The 17,470-nt window shown below is 45.5% G+C and carries 13 protein-coding genes; 11 read left to right on the top strand and 2 right to left on the bottom strand.

Annotated features, from left to right (window positions below; translation table 11 throughout):
* Positions 1-34: 34 nt before the first annotated feature.
* Entirely contained in the window at positions 35-943 is a 909-nt protein-coding gene (locus L1D23_RS18335; RefSeq protein ID WP_239869835.1) for an SPOR domain-containing protein, read from the top strand.
* A 14-nt stretch (positions 944-957) separates the two neighbouring features.
* Here the strand turns inward: L1D23_RS18335 and L1D23_RS18330 are convergent, their stop codons facing one another.
* Positions 958-1,728, bottom strand: a complete 771-nt coding sequence (locus L1D23_RS18330) for a chromosome partitioning protein ParA (RefSeq protein ID WP_239838720.1) — start codon at positions 1,726-1,728, stop codon at positions 958-960.
* A gap of 105 nt (positions 1,729-1,833) precedes the next feature.
* Here L1D23_RS18330 and L1D23_RS18325 point away from each other — a divergent pair, with 105 nt between their 5' ends.
* Positions 1,834-2,730 carry a response regulator gene (locus tag L1D23_RS18325; RefSeq protein ID WP_239838774.1) on the top strand — a complete coding sequence of 299 codons (897 nt, stop codon included), beginning with the start codon at positions 1,834-1,836 and terminating at the stop codon, positions 2,728-2,730.
* 8 nt (positions 2,731-2,738) lie between these two features.
* Here L1D23_RS18325 and L1D23_RS18320 read toward each other — a convergent pair whose 3' ends face one another.
* On the bottom strand, positions 2,739-4,346 hold the full coding sequence (locus L1D23_RS18320) for a hypothetical protein (protein ID WP_239869832.1): 1,608 nt from the start codon (positions 4,344-4,346) through the stop codon (positions 2,739-2,741).
* 409 nt (positions 4,347-4,755) lie between these two features.
* On the opposite strand from L1D23_RS18320, the gene L1D23_RS18315 reads away from it, so the two are divergent.
* From L1D23_RS18315 to L1D23_RS18275, 9 genes are all read left to right on the top strand, one after another.
* Positions 4,756-5,493 (top strand): hypothetical protein, encoded by a 738-nt coding sequence (locus tag L1D23_RS18315; protein ID WP_239869830.1) that lies wholly within the window; start codon positions 4,756-4,758, stop codon positions 5,491-5,493.
* Complete coding sequence (locus L1D23_RS18310; RefSeq protein ID WP_239869822.1) at positions 5,463-5,846, top strand: VOC family protein; 384 nt, start codon at positions 5,463-5,465, stop codon at positions 5,844-5,846. The genes L1D23_RS18315 and L1D23_RS18310 overlap by 31 nt, the downstream gene beginning before the upstream one ends.
* A 6-nt stretch (positions 5,847-5,852) precedes the next feature.
* Positions 5,853-7,052, top strand: a complete 1,200-nt coding sequence (locus tag L1D23_RS18305) for an MFS transporter (protein WP_239869820.1) — start codon at positions 5,853-5,855, stop codon at positions 7,050-7,052.
* A gap of 276 nt (positions 7,053-7,328) precedes the next feature.
* Positions 7,329-10,790: a T6SS effector BTH_I2691 family protein gene (locus L1D23_RS18300; RefSeq protein ID WP_239869817.1), complete on the top strand. Its 3,462-nt coding sequence runs from the start codon at positions 7,329-7,331 to the stop codon at positions 10,788-10,790.
* A 9-nt stretch (positions 10,791-10,799) separates the two neighbouring features.
* Positions 10,800-11,744, top strand: coding sequence for a hypothetical protein (locus L1D23_RS18295; protein ID WP_239869815.1), 945 nt, complete (start codon positions 10,800-10,802; stop codon positions 11,742-11,744).
* Between the two features lie 3 nt (positions 11,745-11,747).
* Positions 11,748-12,704, top strand: a complete 957-nt coding sequence (locus tag L1D23_RS18290; protein WP_239869813.1) for a hypothetical protein — start codon at positions 11,748-11,750, stop codon at positions 12,702-12,704.
* Positions 12,705-13,080: 376 nt separating this feature from the next.
* Positions 13,081-13,521 (top strand): PTS sugar transporter subunit IIA, encoded by a 441-nt coding sequence (locus L1D23_RS18285; protein ID WP_239869811.1) that lies wholly within the window; start codon positions 13,081-13,083, stop codon positions 13,519-13,521.
* A gap of 11 nt (positions 13,522-13,532) precedes the next feature.
* Positions 13,533-14,930: a fructose-specific PTS transporter subunit EIIC gene (locus L1D23_RS18280; RefSeq protein WP_239869809.1), complete on the top strand. Its 1,398-nt coding sequence runs from the start codon at positions 13,533-13,535 to the stop codon at positions 14,928-14,930.
* An 88-nt stretch (positions 14,931-15,018) separates the two neighbouring features.
* Complete coding sequence (locus L1D23_RS18275) at positions 15,019-17,433, top strand: GH92 family glycosyl hydrolase (protein WP_239869805.1); 2,415 nt, start codon at positions 15,019-15,021, stop codon at positions 17,431-17,433.
* Positions 17,434-17,470: the final 37 nt, after the last annotated feature.

The following is a 17,470-nucleotide window of genomic DNA, read 5'->3' as shown; positions in this document are numbered from 1 at the left end:
ATTTAAGGTTTGAATGAAGAATATGGGAACGAGAATGGCCGTTACATTTAGGCGACCTTTAATCGCACTTATGAGCATTGCGGTATTCGCTTTACCAATGCAGTCTGCTCCGGCCTATGCGGAAGAATTTTTGTGTGATGCAACTCAGGCCTCTAGCGACACCTTGCCTTTGCTAGATGCTGCTTGCCCGATTGGTAAGGGGATGTGGGGAAAACAAAAACCAAAAGGTCAGGCGTCTTATTTCTGGATTCAGTGTGGTGTGTATGGCAAGCCTCTGGCTTTGCCTGAAGCGAAGAAAATATATCAACACATCAGTGCAGATGTATGGGCTAAGCCAGAGGGGAAGGCGTATCGTTGTTTGATTGGCCCGTATAAAGCTTTTTCTGAAGCAAAGTCCGATCTGGCTAAAGTCAAAAAATTACCGGATTACAAAGAAGCTTTTATTCGTGAAATCGTGAAAGGTGCACCAACGGCCAAAGCTGTCCCAGTTACTAAGTCGGCGGCCAAGCCACCTACTAAAGTGGCACAGCAAAAAACAACGGTTCTTCCTGCACCAAGTAAACCTGAGCCTAAAACTTTAGCCCAAGCGAAGCCGGAACAACCGCGAAACCAAGGGGTGGCGATTCGTCAGCACGCCAACATAAACGGTGTCGAGTATAAGGTGCCGTATAGCATGTTTGGTAACGATCAGTTCTATATGGAACATGAACTGCCTTGGAATCGCATGGATTATGAAATGGCTTATAAGACTTGCTATCGAATGGGAATGCGTTTGGCGACGGAAAAAGAGTGGCAAGCCTTGCTCAATGCTGACGTTATGTCACGAGATAAATGGCCAATGCATTTGCCCTACTGGGGCGCGGATCGAATTGGTTTATTCTACAGTGGTAAAGTTAATCACCTGAAGGGCACATCTTTGCTGAATGTGATGTGCGTGAAATAGCAATCAACCAGTAGCTAAGTGGGTGACTGGTTTTTTTCTTCACTCTCTTTAATTAAGTCGAGGTATTTCTTCTCGACAAAGTCTTTCTCTTTGGTGATGTGGTGCAGTTGCTGCTGCACAGCTTCAAGTTGGGTTCGCACTTCACCGATGTCGCCTTTCTCAGCCGCTTTCTTCTTATAGGTCTCTATGATGCCGAGCAATTGTTGTCTTTCTTGCTGATAGTCTTGTTCGAGCTTATTGAAGCCGCCAGCTTCACTGATCTGGACATACTCTTGCTCAAGCTGCTCGAACTGTTTCTCTAGTTGCTCTTTTTCTTGTTGCAGGCTCTCTACGGTATCCGATTGCTTCAGGAGTTTGTTCTTGGCTTTTCTTAGCCCTTTAATGCTGCGGTTGAGGTCACCTTTGAGTTTTTTTATCAATTGATGTGATTTACTCAGTTTTTGGTTGAGGTCTTCGATGGATTCCTGATCTTGAGCACTTAGCCCTCCTTCATTAGCCGATTTGATTTGCGATACTTGTGCCTCTAATGCTTGCTGAATAATGATCAGGTCATTCAGTGTGTCACTATTTTCTGCGGTGTAGTTCAAGGCACTGTCAACCGACTGTTGGCACAGTTCATAGGTATTGCGGTCCATATTTTGGCCATGAACGACCTCTCGCGCAAAATGGCGAAACTCACGCAGTATCAAAAGTAATATCACAAACCAGACTAGCAGAATAAAAAGACCCATATCGATCGCTAGGGCGACGAGGTTCTCTGCTGTGAGAAGAGGTGCTAAATCCATGAACTCATTCCATGTTTTTTGAATCCTGTTAGAGTCTAAGTTTAGTTGTCATCACAAATTGTGCCTATAATTTAGACAGTCCCCAGCTAGAGTAGAATGCGATTTGTGAAGATCCTGATTGTCGATGACAGTAAAGCCACATTAGAAATTGTTCGGCGAGCGCTGGAAAATTTTGGTTATCGCCGTTTGTCGATCCAGAAAACAGACAGTGCTCTGGATGCCTTAGAGCAAGCTAAGCAATGGCAACCAGAGATTGTGCTCACCGATTGGTATATGCCGGACATGACAGGGTTGACCTTAATTCAAGAAATCAAAAAGCTGGGGTTGGACATCAAGATGGGCATGATCACCACTGTTGATGATCAGTTGCAAATCAATCAAGCCAAGGCGGCTGGCGCCAGTTTTGTACTGTCTAAACCTTTCGATGATAAAGAGCTGCATCGCAAACTTTTGCCGTTGGTTCAGGGGGCAGAAGAAAGCGAGCGGGCATTGGAAAACATTAACGATGTGCAAAAAGAGCTCGCGCTGCCTAAATTGTCTCAGTTGGAAAAGCTGATGAAGCGAGAGGTGAGTGACCGCTTAGTGTTGAATAATATTCGTCAGCAGTCGTTCGATGAAAGCAAAATCCCTTGCCTGCTGGCGGTTTATGAAGATGGTGAAACTCAAAGGCCCAGAGCGGTCGCGATTCTGGATATCTATGCGATTTGTGTTTTCTCTCGCAGTAATTCAGCCATCAGCAAGCAAGATCTCCAACGCGCCATTCATAGTAAATTGGTGAGTAAAGATATTCTCGATACTTGCCAACAGGTATTGGAGAAATCTGCACTGGCGTTTCTGGATAGTAATTCACGTAAAAGCCTGAGATTGAAAAATGTCAGTTTTATACCTTCCGCATTTGAAAAGCTTGAGGCCTTGTACAGTAAAGAAGCTGACAAGAGGGTCGACTTTTCTTGTCAGCTTGAAGATATGGCACAAGGCAAAGTGACCTTGATCGGTTTTTAACGCCTAGGTCAGTCTCTCGCAGGTTGGTTAACGTAAATCGGGTTAGAGTAGAACCACAAGTCTTTCCAAGCCATCGCGGCAATATCTGATTGATCCTTATGGAGATCAGAGATTGGATTACCTTGCTCATCTACGTAATTTTCCGTACCTTTTGGCGTGTTTGAACCTCGCAGGCGCAAATAATAAGGATTATCTTGTGCGGGGATTGTAAAGCTCAGTGATACTGTGTTGCCTTCTCTTGACCAGCTTTCGGTTCCGCTTTCGAAGCTCTGGATGACTTTGGCCAGATCTGTGTATGGCTGGTCATACATTTCATCACCGGGTAGTAATACCTGATTGGTAATCGTACCCATAATGACATCGACGAACTCTACGTTTACATCATCGCCGTTATGGTTCTTGTCTGGCATGGTGAATTGAATATTTACCGTTGCTGGCAGACTATGATCAATGGCTTGGCTTCGGCCCATCTCAACTTTTTTGCCATTTTGAGTCATATGGAAATCTAGGTCGGTGATCAGGTCACCATGTGTAGCAAAAGATTTACCGCTTTTAATTGCGTTAATAATACCTTGTGGAGACTCTTCAGTGAGGTACAAGTGGGTTTTGCTGTACTCGCCGGGCCAAAAATCTTTGAGCATGCTATGAAAGTCACTGCCGACGAAAATCGAGAACTGATGACCTTCTGATAATAAAGCATCCCATGCTCCGCCCACTTTCGCTGTCATATAATCAAAACCGCCATAGGTTGTACCATGGTAGGCTTTGTAGTGTTCACCTTGGGTATTAGTCATCATGATCGGCGTGACCATTTCATATGAGCCTCGCGCCTCAGGATTACGTTGGTGTCCCGGTGCTCCTTCCATACCAGCAAAGACATCGGGGCCTGTGGCTAACATTTCACGGATAATCTCAATACGATACTCATGTTTTCGAGATGGGTGGTTTAACGTGAAGAAACTGTTTGTTGGGTGGTTTTGTTGTAAGTATGCTACGCCGTCCAGCATGTTTTGCTTGTCGGCTCCACCCTCGGATTGGTCATTGGGGTTGCCCTTAAAGTAGTGGTTATGAAAGCTGTTGAGTTCTGCAGAAGTATGGTAGCCCTCATCGATAAACAGCGTGGTATGCTCATCCACGTATGGGGCGGTCCATTCCATGCCTTTTAATAGCAGCTTATCGCTAGCGAGTTCCTGTTGACGATAATTGTTCAGATGCTCCAGCATGATATTGGAGTTAAACGCATACTCACGTTCGTGCTTGGCGTGTTCAAAGTTGTCTTTGGCGTAGTCGTGGTTGTGAGGCTCTTGCTGATCTTTCCAGTCTACGATAAATGAGCCTCGGCGAGCCATACGCCACATATTGTCTGATGAGATTTCAAAACTCTTAAAGCCACCGTGATCGGTCGAAATTAAATAGTCCATTCCGTACTTGTTGTAGCCAATATCTAGTACAGATGTAATTAAGTTATGACCGTCAGACGCAGTGGAGTGGATGTGCATATCACCGGTTACCCATCGACCTGAGGGTGTTGGGTCTATTTTCGCTTCTTCGTCTTCACAGCCTGATAGTAGGGCGAGTGGTAAAAGTAGAGGGGCAGTATGCTTGCGGATTATCATCGTGACTCGTCAGTATTGGTTATCAAAAGCCGCGAGTCTATTTTTGGAATATTAAGGTGAGGTTACGAATATATTTCAACACTCAGACTCATGCTGAATCATCCTTAACATCCGATTTTCTTCGTTAGGGGATAGTGATTAACCATTTTTTGGGGTTATGGCGCGATTACACAGATAGTTGTCATTAATAAAAAGTGCTGATGTGCATTATCCCTCCATACGTCTACCGTATTGTTTTAATTGATATTAATATCAATTTTGGGTAGTGCCGCCATTGGGTTGTTATGTGATTTATCTGTTTTTATCTTAATTAGTGTTAGTGAGTCGAAGTCAGTGTTTTTTTGGTAGTAAAACCCAATGCATAAGGTATTATGCGCATATTGTTTTTTACTGATAACGTTAACAAACCATGGATGTACGTAACGCTGATATGGAAGCGATGTGCCATGTATTCAAACGCTATGTCGAATATATGGGGGTTGATCAGACGGTGTCTTTTTCTCGGGTGGATACACAACTTGAGCAAGTTAAGACGGTCTCGACCAACTACTCATGGCATCTAGCCTATTGGGGTGACGAGTTATATAAGAACCTGCATTCACGCTTAAAACCGGGTATTAACTTGTGGAATAGCCAAGGCGCCCAAAACTTCCGTGAATCAGCGCAAGCGAGCCATAATCGCGTCGATATAGTCACCAACCAAGGTTCGCAGTACGACATCCTTTCGATTTCTTTGCCTATCACGCCTTTACCCTGTGACGTGGTCAGTCAAGCGATTGCGTTCCGTCCTAAGGTCAATCATCTTGCTCTTGAGTGTTGGAGTGACAAACCTATCCAGATCCCGATTGATAGTTTGTCAGTCACTAATACCGCTCAGTCGAATTATGACGAAGAGAAGCCGTATGTGTTTGGTAACCTGACGCTGATACGGGATGAACTGACCAGCGTACGTTACTTTCTCGAGATGAAAACCTTTCAAGAAGTGGCTGTACTTCGCGGCTGTCAAGAAGCGGAAGAAGCGCACCGAATCTATACCATCAAGTGCAAACTTGGCTGTGAGAATCAGCCCGATTCGGTATTTTTTAGAAAACTGGTGGAACACGGAGTGACCGTCGCATGTCTGGACAGTTTCATCACGTATCGCTAACGGTCAGCGACTTGGTTGCCAGCCAAGATTTCTATGCATTGTTTGGTTACCAGCTTGAACGAAGTTATCGGGATGAGCAGGTCACCATTCATATGTTGGAAAACCAAGGCTCGAGAATCGAGCTTTTTCATTTTTGTGGGGATGTTTCAGCCCCAGTTTCTGAATCATTGATCACGTTAAAAAGAGTGGGCATTACTCACTTCGCTTTACGTGTCAATGATCTTGAAGCCTTTCATAGAAAATTATCGGAAGTCACCAACATCACTACTATTTACAACGCTAGGCTAGGTCGTTTCCGTTACTTTTTCTGTTCAGACCCCGATGGAAATCAATTAGAACTTATAGAGGAGTAAAACAGAATGTCACTCACCTGGAAACAGCGCACCAGTGCTGTCCTTGGTAATGCCATGGAGTTTTATGATATCGCTGTATTCGCATCGATATCTATGTACATTTCCCAGTTATTTGCCACCCAAGGCATTGAGCACTCAGAGCTGGTGGTATGGGGCGTCTTTGCCCTACGTTTTTTGATCCGACCTTTTGGTGGCGTCGTGATAGGTCGTTACGCCGACAAATATGGCCGTAAGCGTGCGCTGGTTTTTTGTAATTTGCTGACTGGTCTAGCAACTGTCTCGATGGCGTTTGTACCAGTCGACATGGTTGGACAGTACGTGGTGGTTGTGTTCTTGTTCTTCCAAATGATTCAAGCCTTTAGCTTTGGTGGCGAATACCCAACGTTAATTAACTACCTTCTCTACGATGCGAAGAACTCCGAACGCTCACGTGTGAGCAGCTTGATTGTTGCGAGTTCCATTGTCGGTGTCATCATTTCTCTCCTTATCGTAGCAGGCTTAGAACACTATTTAACGGCGGAAGAGATGAGCGCTTGGGGCTGGCGAGTACCGCTGCTAGTGGGTGTTGCGAATATCATGGTGAGCCTGTATTTGCGCTTGTCTCTACCAGAATTGCCGAAAGCTGAAGCGGTGGCGAGTAAGTCGAGCCGTCAGATTATTGCCAAAGTGTTTTGTATTTCCATTCTTGGTGCGGTGGTGTTTTATGTGCAGAACCTAGCAAGTGGCATTTTGGGCAAAGCAATGGGCATTGAGAACCTGGCGCTGATCAACTCGTCAGTGTTGGTTGTATTGTTGTTCGTATTTTCTTTCATCGTAGACAAAAGTTCCTCACCACAACAAGCATTTAAAGTCGGAGCGCTGTTTATGCTGTTTGCTGCGGTCCCCTTGTTTGCACTGCTTGGTTCCAGCGAATTCATCTGGCAAGCGTTAGCAGTGTTGGGGATCAGTGCTTTAGCCGCGATTATTTTGGGTAACCTCGCCGCACTCCTATGGCAGCAATCCGCTAACCAAACCACCAGCTTAGGTATTGGTTACAACATTGCCTTGTCTATTTTTGGTGGTTTGACGCCGCTGATTGTGACAGAAGCGATGTCGTTCAGTTCTGCCTATGTCGGGGTTTATGTGGCGATAGCGACATTGCCGGGGCTTACGGTGTTGTATCGCTTCAGTGCTGCGGTGCACCAAGAGCCCATTCAGTCGGCATAGCAATTCAACGGTTTTAATAAAGGCTTTAAGGCGATGTACTTAGAGCCTTTGTTTTAAGCGATAGCTTTGAATTGAACCGTTTAAAGTGAATAAGACGACAACCAAAAATTGAAGGCTGAACACAAGAAATTGGAAGATTTTCCAATTTTTCGTAATTGATGAGACGTAAAAAACTCTAACCTTTTGAATATATTAGAATATTAAAGTGGGCGTACTTTTTGCTTGGTTTGCGCTCCAGCCTTGAGGTTAGCCTTGTTCCAATGACAGAGTAAAAAGATGAGTAAAAGCCTGCCACTCCCCCCTAAAACGTCAATGTTTTGGGTTGACCATGCCTATTCTTGTGAAGAGGCGACGGCTGCTTATGAAGCGGATGGCAATTTGTTGTCGTTCGCTAAGGTATCCGAGAATCCGTCTGATGATGTTGCAGGCTCTCCGCCTAAGCACAGTATGTTCTGGGAAGGGGGGACGGAAAAAATTGAGCCGCCTGTCCAAAAAGAGCCGGAGCCGCGCAAGTTTACCAAGCCAAAAACATCAAGCGAAGCGGCGCCCGCTCACTTTGTTCCCGTGCGCTACGCCCTGGATCAGTTAGAGTCTGAAGACACACAATCATTTGGCCTGCCGGAACATTGGCGCGGTCAAGGGCCAGCACGGTTGAACACACTCAGTTACACCCTAAGACAGCTAAGAGATGGCTGGCTGTATGTCTACGATGCCAAACAAAAAACGCTGGATGAGTATGAGGTGAAAGGTGCTCAATTCACCTATTACAAACTAAGTGAAAGTGAAGACCCACAATCATCGCAGCGGGGTAGCCCTCAAAAAACTTCTCCCTTCCTCAGTTATTCTGAGGGCAGTGTGCTGTCACTGTGCTTTTCAGAGCACCGTTGGACATGGACCATGTACTTAAAGGTTCTGGACAATGCAAGCTCCCACATTGGTCGGATGCAAACTGTAGTGCTTATGCCTAATGACCACCAGCGTCATATCAGCCCGATTGAGAACCTCACCGAGGTGGCTGACATTGAAGCGTCTGCCATAGAAGATGGGCGCTTTGCACAGTCCTGCGTGGTAACGATGGCCGATGATGCCTCTAGCACTATCAAGCCAGTTGCGGTTGAAAGCGACATCACCGGTGCGTTACCTGAAGATGAGGCGGCTTATTTTGTCGCGGTCACAGATCATGCCGCAGATGTCCGAGATATGGCGCTCCATTTTGCCAGTATTGCTAGCCCTTATCGGCTGTTTACCGAGCAATACGCCAGCCAATGGCAATTGATGCAGACGGCGATGCAATTGTGCTTGTTTGGGGCCAGCGACAAGATCGATTTTCCCTACCGCGTTAGAAGCAAGAGTCAGCAACTCGAGTTTTATCAAAAGATGGGGGAGTATTATGACAATCTTGGTATGTTGGAGCTCACCCAGCAATCGCAAGGTCCTATCGTAAAAGGAATGCCTTCGACGTTTTCACAAGGGGATATTGACTATTACCAACACCAGACCACGTTAGTGGCGGAGTCGATTCAAAAAGAATTTGGTATTTCAGCCTCACAATTTGGTCGCTACGAGCAGTGGATAGCTACGGATCGCTGGCGTAGGCAGCTGAATTGGCAACAAATGCTCAGTGAAATGCAAGCGTTATCTGAGCAGAAGGAAGCGATGTTAGCTCAGGTTGTAGCCGCTAAGCAGGATTTTATCGCGGCACTGGAAGCATTGTCGCCACACCACCTTGAGCAGATATTCGATTTATACAGCGAAGAGACGCAATGGAGCCTTAGTCAGCTTCACCTTGAAGCAGTCGAGTCTTTCAGTTTGGTGATAGAAGAAGACGATAGAGGCTGGGCGGAAAGTCAGTGGTCAAAGCCCACCAGTATGTTGCCACTTTATACAGCGGGCTTCAGCCGAAGCATCTATAAAAAGCTGGAAGGGGCGTTACCGTCCCCACTTGAGGTCAATAGTGAATCTCAAGAAGGCATCATGGAGCATGTATCGGCGTGGAGCAATCGCACTGGTATGTATGCCAAAATCATCGACTTTATGTCGAACCCCAACAGTTCGGAGACCATGATCCTTAAAGATCTAGCGCAAGGCTTCCAAGAGTTGGATAAAATCTTTAAAGCTGCTGCGAGCGCGGCAATGCGGGGTGTGGCTGAGTTTTCATTGAGCTATAGCGCTCAGGCCTCTTCGCTACTGATGGCTACGCTTTCTAAGCCCATGCAGCGCCACCACTTCCACTGGCGTGCTGCCTTCGCTGAAATCGTCGCCCATGCCACTGCTGTGACTATACCTAATGACTATGCGGCCAAGTTTGCAGATTGGCGTGAGCGTATGAATCAATCTCACAAAGAGTTAAAACTGGTCAACCAAGAGCTTGCTGCCCAACGCAGTAATAAGGTATCAAGCAAGCAGCGCCAAGCTTTGCTGGACAAAAAACGTCACCTACAAAAAGTGGTCAATGCCAATGCCTTGGGGTACCCGCAGCGGATTGTGCTGGAAGGTAACCTAGTGCAGCGCACATTAGAGTTGCAGCGCAAGATCTTGAGCAATCAAGTCAAAAATCTGCATACCTTATTTGAAAATGTCGGGGGCCTAAGTTTTCTGGCCTTTCTCTTTAACGCCATCGCGCTTGGGGATGCAATCATTACGATTGAAGAAACCGGGCTGATGTCAGAGGATGACTTCCTTGATGTGCAACAAAAGCTGTTTTATGTCGCAGCAGCATGGACTGGGATACGGACAGGGACTTTATGGAATAATGTAAAAGCAGAAAGCCAGCTTAGAACTCATTCAATGAAGTCATTGCAACAGTTGGTAGATAAAAAAGCCGAAGGTTTTACAGGCTTAGCAGTTGATGATCTTAAAAGGTTTAATAAGTGGTTAGCCATCACCGCAAGCTTTGGTATGTTAGCTTCTGGGATTGAAGCTTACCGTTCATTCCAGAAAATAGATCAAAGCCATGGTGTTGAAAAAACAATCCAGCGGATCCACTTTTCTTCACTGGGTGCTATGACCCTTGTTGGTTTATTCCAAGCTACTGGCGCGTCTACTGGAGCCTTGTCAGCCAATATTCTCTTTGGTGGCCCCGTTATGGCAGCGCTGCTTACTCTTACCTTAGTGTATCTCTGGGCTAACTCCGCACTCGGTGATCTAAAACAAGACCGATATCAAAAGTGGCTGGATCGCTTACCTTGGGGTTATCACCCTGAGCGCGCGCGTTGGAGCCAAGCCGCGACACTGGCAGAGCGGGAACAGCAGGATAGTCAACTGGTTCAAGAAGCCTTATTTGAGCTGCGCAGCATTGTGCAGCAGCCTACGGTATATCATAAGCCGATTGAGCAAGTGCAAGCCTTCCCTAGGTATAGTCATAAAACGATGGTGGGGATTGAAGTTCATATTCAGCTGCCGAACTCGGTGGCTAAGCAAGGGGTAAAACTGCGCACTAATACCCAAGCCAGTGCAGAAGAGCTTACTGCTGGGCGTTGGTACCCAAATGCGGAGCTAGAGAGCTTAGCCGCCAGTGCGACCCCAGGTAAAAGCGTGTACAGTGTGACGCTGCCAGTCCGTGATAATATGCAGTATTTGGCACTGCAAATCAGCTATCCAAGTGAGGAAGGGGAACGTCACTACTGGTTACAACATGCGATTAAACAAACCGCTTCTTACAGTGTGATTTCAGAAAGCAGCAAACAAGCGGCCATCATTCAGACGCTAAGCGATACGCAAGGCGAAACCGTGTTATAGGAGTAACCCTTGGCTTATTTACCCTTTTATATAACTCCAGAAGAGTTTGCGGAGAAACAAAAGCAGCAAGAGCAGGAGATTGCCTCTGGTCGTAATCAGATAAGTTGGCATAAATACGATGTTGAAGAGCCTTTTCGTTATTTCAATTATTGTATATCTATTGCTGTTAGTTCTCCTGCTTACCTTCTTGCCTACGTGCTTTTTGAGCGTGGTGAAACTTTTTTTAATGTATTGATGTTCGGACAGGCGATTTTCTTATCCGGCCTTGCTTACCTTATGTTTGGCCTTGATTATCGTTATGACTATACGCTTTCAGAGAGAGGGTTAGTGGTAAAGAAACGGCGCAATATGCCACGATGGGTGAATAGTGCTGCGCAGGTGATGGCATGGCTGGGGGCGGGTGTTTGTATCTTTATGGTTGTCACGGTTGGCCCTATGATTCTTGCCGGTGCAGGCGGGTTGATTTTACTTTCTTTTGGTATGCTCAAACGCCAGCCGGATGAAGAAGCCGAAGTACGAATTGGGCATAGTGAAGACTGGTTATTCGCTTACTACAATAAAAAACGTAGAGTTATACAGTTTTTTCATAAGTTTGATCTGTGCTTTTATCGCGATACGGATAGAACAAAGGTCTTCCGCTCCAACAGTAGAGGTGACAGCTATCTATTTTTTAGATCTCAGAATGAATTGGAAGGTATGTTAGAGAGGCTATCTAATCAGTACCAACTAGAATGTATCGAGGTTGTTGAGCATAAAGAAATATTTACGGCCAAGGTTGAACCGAAGTTGGCAGGGATTCCCACCCGTTATCTTGAGTTTTCAAAGGCAGAGCTAGACAGTATTAAAGCGAGAAAAGAGCCACCACCAAGATGGAAATACTTGTGCGATGGTCAGTGGAAGACTAAAGCTGAAATAGAGCAACTCCAAAACCAGCCACTGACCGCCGAGGAGTAACCCTTGGCTTATTTACCCTTTTATATAACTCCAGAAGAGTTTGCGGAGAAGCAAAAGCAGCAAGAGCAGGAGATTGCCTCTGGTCGCAATCAGATAAGTTGGTATAAATACGATATTGAGGAGCCAAATAGATATCACAATATATTGATGAGCCTCGTACCTATTTCTTTATTGTCGGTGATGCTGGGTTATTTTTGGCTTGCTAGTGGCAAAGATGCCTTTATGGGTTTTGGCTCCCTTGTTCTTTTGGTGTTTGGCTATGGCTATTGTTATTTACTCTTTGGTCTTGATTATCGCTACGATTACCAGCTCTCTGAACTAGGCTTGGTTGTGAAAAAGCGGCGTAATATGCCCCGTTGGGTGAATAGTGCCTCTCAAGTGGCGGCATGGTTTGGTGCCATTGTGTGCATTTTTGCAGTTTCAGTAGCAGGTCCTATGGTTCTTGCTGGTGCGGGTGGGCTAATTTTGCTTTCTTTTACTGGGTTAAAGCGTCAACCGGATGAGAAAGCAGAGGTACGAACTGGCTATCGTGAAGACTGGTTATTTGCTCAATACAATAGAAAACGAAAAGTATTAATACTCTACTTTAAATATGATACCTGTCGCTATACTGATGTAGCAAAGACAAGCGTAGTGCGTAGCCATAATCGTGGTGGTAGCCACCTCTTTTTTAAGACCAATGAAGAGATGGATACGGTTATCGATCAACTTACTCAGTATTATTTTATTGAGTGTGTTGAAATTGAAAATCATCGTGACATGTTTGGCATAGAGTGCTTCAAACCTTCTAAGCTACTAGATACCCCGTCTAGGACTAAGCTTTATCCAGTCGCTGAAGCTATGGAATTGAATCGGACTAATGCTTCTCTTCCTGATTGGAAGTACCTTTATCAGGGAAAATTTCGTACTAAAGAAGAAATCACAAAACTACAAAGCCAGCCACTGACTGCTGGGGAGTAACCCCTAGCTTAGTGACCTCTTTCTTGGTCACTATAAACCAAGCAGCTTTAAACTGAGTGATTTTTAAACCACGCAAAGCTTTAACTCACAAAGCTCTGTGTGGTCTATAGCGCTGACGCTTTACCAATCTATACATGGCCATTTTCTGGTTTTGTTCCCCCCAACAATGATTCCACTCGACCTCTGGTCATTAGCGAAGAGTCGAGGTTTGTGATAGCCCTATCATTTTTCCCATGCCTATTTCGAGCCTTATGACATTGCTCACAATAGAGTTTAAGTGATACAAAAATATAGTTATTGGATTTTTTTTGCTATTTAAGAAATATCCGACATTCTTTAAATTTAACTCATTACTTCAGCACCAATGAGTTAAATAATGATTACAGAACTAACTAACGTCAATTTAATTAAAGGAAAGCTTCAGGCCAACAATAAAAAAGAAGTTTTTGAAGAGCTTTCCAGCATGCTATTTGAAAATGGCAACATTAATAGTAAAGAGAATTTTTTATCTGATATTGAAGCACGTGAATCATTAAGCGTGACGTCAATGGATGGTATTGCTTATCCCCATTCGAAAAGTAAAGCGGTGGTTAACCCTGCTATTGCGGTTGGTGTCAAGCGTGAAGGTATTGATTACGCTGATGAAGAAGGTGTTGAACCAACAGTCTTTTTTATGATCGCTTCTCCTGATAATGGTGCAGATCATCATATCTATGTCCTCCAAGAACTATTTGGCAAGTTTAGCGAAGAATTTATTGGAGAAATTCATAACGCACAAGACGAACAACAAATATTAAATGTTTTAATTAATTCTTAAGGCGTGAAATTATGACGGCAATTATAGCTCAAGAAAATAATAGTAGTGACTATAAAAAAATATTAACTACGATGAAAGGCCATCTTTTATTTGGTACTTCACATATGTTGCCCTTTATTGTGGCTGGTGGTGTACTACTCGCTCTTGCAGTAATGGCATCAGGTAAAGGTGCGGTGCCAGCAGACGGCCTATTAGCTGATATTTCTAATATCGGTATTAAAGGTTTGGTGCTGTTTCCTATTATTCTTGGTGGCTTTATCGGTTACTCAATTGCTGATAAACCGGCATTAGCACCAGCGATGATCGCTTCTGGCATTATGGCTGATATGGGCGGTGGCTTTCTTGGCTGCATCGTAGCGGGCTTCCTTGCTGGCGGTGTCGTGCTTCAGCTTAAGAAGATACCGCTTTCTACCAACATGACCGCGTTGGGTGCGTACTTTATTTACCCTCTTCTTGGCACACTGATCTCGGCGGGTATTGTGCTGTGGGGGATAGGTGAACCTATTAAGGTTTTCATGGCGTCAATGAATGAGTTCTTGGCTTCAATGGCTGGGGCATCAAAAGTAGTGCTGGGAACGATTCTGGGTGCGATGACAGCCTTTGATATGGGCGGCCCAATCAACAAAGTAGCAACACTGTTCGCTCAAACCCAAGTGGATACTCAGCCTTGGCTAATGGGTGGCGTTGGTATCGCTATTTGTACGCCACCACTGGGTATGGCACTTGCTACCTTCCTATTTAAGAAAAAATTCACCAAGCAAGAGCAAGAAGCGGGTAAAGCGGCAGCAATCATGGGCTCAATCGGTATCTCGGAAGGTGCCATTCCATTTGCCGCAAATGACCCTGTTCGAGTTCTGCCTTCGATTGTAGTGGGTGGTGTGGTTGGCTGTGTATTTGGCTTCTTAACTGACGTATTGCTGCATGCCCCATGGGGAGGCCTGATTACTGCGCCTGTATCTAGCAATATTCCAATGTACGTTGTCGGTATCGCATTAGGTTCCATGACCACTGCTCTGATCGTCGGTTTCTGGAAGCCTGTTGCTGAAGAATCAGAAGACGACACGCAAGAGGCTGAGCCTGTTCAGGCAAAACCTACACCTGTAGCTGGCGAAGGCGAGTATGACATTGTGGCAGTAACGTGCTGTCCTTCAGGCGTTGCACATACCTTTATGGCGGCAAAAGCACTGGAAAAAGCAGGCGCCGCGGCAGGCATCAAAATCAAGGTTGAAACCCAAGGTCAGAACGGCATTCAGAACCGTATTACTGACCTAGATGTTGCCAATGCGAAGCTGGTTATTCTGGCTCATGATATCCAAGTGAAAGATGTTCACCGTTTTGCAAACGCCAAGGTGGTGGAATGTTCAACCAAAGAGGCTATGCGCAAGGCAGCAACACTGATTAATTCATAAGTACCCATAACGTTAAGCTCCTAATTAAGAGCCCTTTCCCCCAAAGGGCTCTCCTCCCTACTAAATATAACGATAATACGGTAAGTACATGTATAGACGTAGTTTACTTTCACTCGCCATTCTAGTCGGCCTTTCTGGCGGGTTAGTCGGTTGTAACAGTGACAATGACAACAGAGAAAAAAAACCTGTTGATTTGACAGTGTTGGAATATGTCGATCCCATGATTGGCACCGCGGCATCGGGACATACCTTCCCCGGAGCGACAGTACCGGCAGGCATGGTGCAGTTGTCCCCCGATACGTTTATCGGCTCTGAAACGGACCATGAATCTGGCATGAACCCTTGGCATTCAGCTTCTGGTTATTGGGATTCATCAAATTACGAAACCGGTGAAATAGTCGATACTGATGTGCCACTTTACGGTTTCTCCCATACTCATCTCTCTGGCACAGGTGCCACCGACTTGGGTGATATCCTAGTTTTACCTTATGCTGATTTAGCCGATACCCAGATAAACTCCTTTGACAAAGTCAATGAAGAAGCAAGCGCGGGCTACTACAAAACTAAGCTAAACCAAGGCCAAATTGAGGTTGAGCTGAGCGCAACCAAGCGCGTTGGTTTACACCGATATGTCTTTGCTGAAGGTGCTGAGCGAAACGTTAAGTTCGATTTAGGCCATACCCTTTTGAACAATAACGGTGAATCACTCAACAACAAGCTGGAAGTGGTGGATGACTACACGCTTCGCGGTAGCAAAAAATCCACTGGTTGGTTCCAAGGCCAAGATCATCAAGGTCACGATATCTTCTTCTATGCCAAATTTAGTCAGCCAATTGCTAGGGCAATGTTGGGCGAAAGTGACAGTTTGCCTACTCAACAGATGGCTCAGAGTTCGGTTTACGAAGGTGACGATCTGACCGCCTATCTAAATTTTGGCGCGGGTGATGAAGCTATTGAAATTCGAGTGGGTATCTCACCAGTGAGCTGGCAAGGCGCACAGAAGAACTTAGAAGCCGAAGTGCCTGAGTTTGATTTTGCGCAAACGAAAGAAGACGCAGAGTATGCATGGGCTGAAAAGTTAGCCAAAATCAAGCTAGAAGGAGGCAGTGACGCAGAGAAAACCAACTTCTACACCGGTATGTATCACATGATGATCGCCCCGATAGAGTTCTATGATGTCGATGGGCAGTATGTGGATATGTTGGGCGGTTTGCGTCAGTTGGAAGCAGGGGATACCCCTAACTACTCTATCTACTCCACTTGGGATACGTTCCGTGCTGTTCACCCGATGTGGACCATTATCGATCCTAAACAAGCGACTTTGTACGCCAAAGATTTAATTCGCAAATCCAATCAGGAATTTGGGTTAGTGCCTAAATGGGAAGGGCACGGCTCAGAAACGGGCACCATGATTGGTTATCCCGCGGCTGCGATTTTGGGTGATGCAGTGACCAAAGGCTTAGTTGATGCTGAAGCGGCGTATTCCGCCTCGGTGAAGTCTGCACGTTACGCTCCAGATGAATATCCGCAGATCCACGATGATATTTTAAGTTCAGTGATGGCTGGTCAATTGAGCTATCACGAAGATGAACAGTGTGTTCGGTATCCGAATTGGAACTCAGTCTCATACTCGTTGGAGTACTCCTTCTACGATTGGACCATTGCCGAAATGGCCAAAGCCGCAGGCGATATGGACGGCTACGAAGAGTTTAAAGAGCGTTCCTATTACTCGCTTAATCATTGGGATGCTGATGCCGGTAATGCTGATGGCACAGGTTTCTTTGTACCTACCGAGCTGAAAAAGGGTGGCGTTGACCCATGTGAGCTGAAATATGCCTCAGCCAATTTTGACCCTTATCTATCAGATGCTTATTACTACACTGAAGGAAATGCATGGCAATGGCAATGGACCTTTATGCAGGACTTGGACAAGCTAACCGAGATCATGGGGGGCACGTCAGGTTTAAACGATAAACTCAACAACCTGTTTAATGCTGATCCAAATGGCGGTGATGCCCATCAAGATATGACCGGTTACATTGGCCAGTACATTCATGGTAACGAGCCATCGCACCATGTGATTTATCTCTATAACCGTACGGAAGAATCGTACAAGGCGCAGGAGTATCTGGATCAAGTCTATGACGAATTCTACAAGCCTACTCCGGATGGCATTATCGGTAATGAGGATGTTGGCCAAATGTCGGCGTGGTACTTAATGTCTGCCCTCGGTTTTTACCAAATTTCCCCTACGGATCCTACCTACAGCATAGGCCGACCTATTTTCGACAAAGCCACCGTAGATATCGGCTTGGGTACCTTTACGGTGACGGCGGAAAATAACGGCCCAGACAACATGTACATCAAAGAGGTGACCATTAACGGTAAGCCTTTAGATAAGTACAACACCTTCCAGCACAGCGAATTCAAAGCGGGTGGCGAACTCCATTTCGTCATGACGGGTGACAAGTCTCAGGCAATGAAAGCCAATCTTGGCGAGTAATCATTTCTAAGGGGGCTAAGTGCTCCCTTTTTTGTGT

It is taken from the genome of Vibrio sp. Isolate24 (assembly GCF_022398215.1).
GTDB lineage: Bacteria > Pseudomonadota > Gammaproteobacteria > Enterobacterales > Vibrionaceae > Vibrio > Vibrio coralliilyticus_A.
The sequence above is the reverse complement of the archived record's forward strand: the minus strand, read 5'-3'. Positions and strand labels throughout refer to the sequence as shown.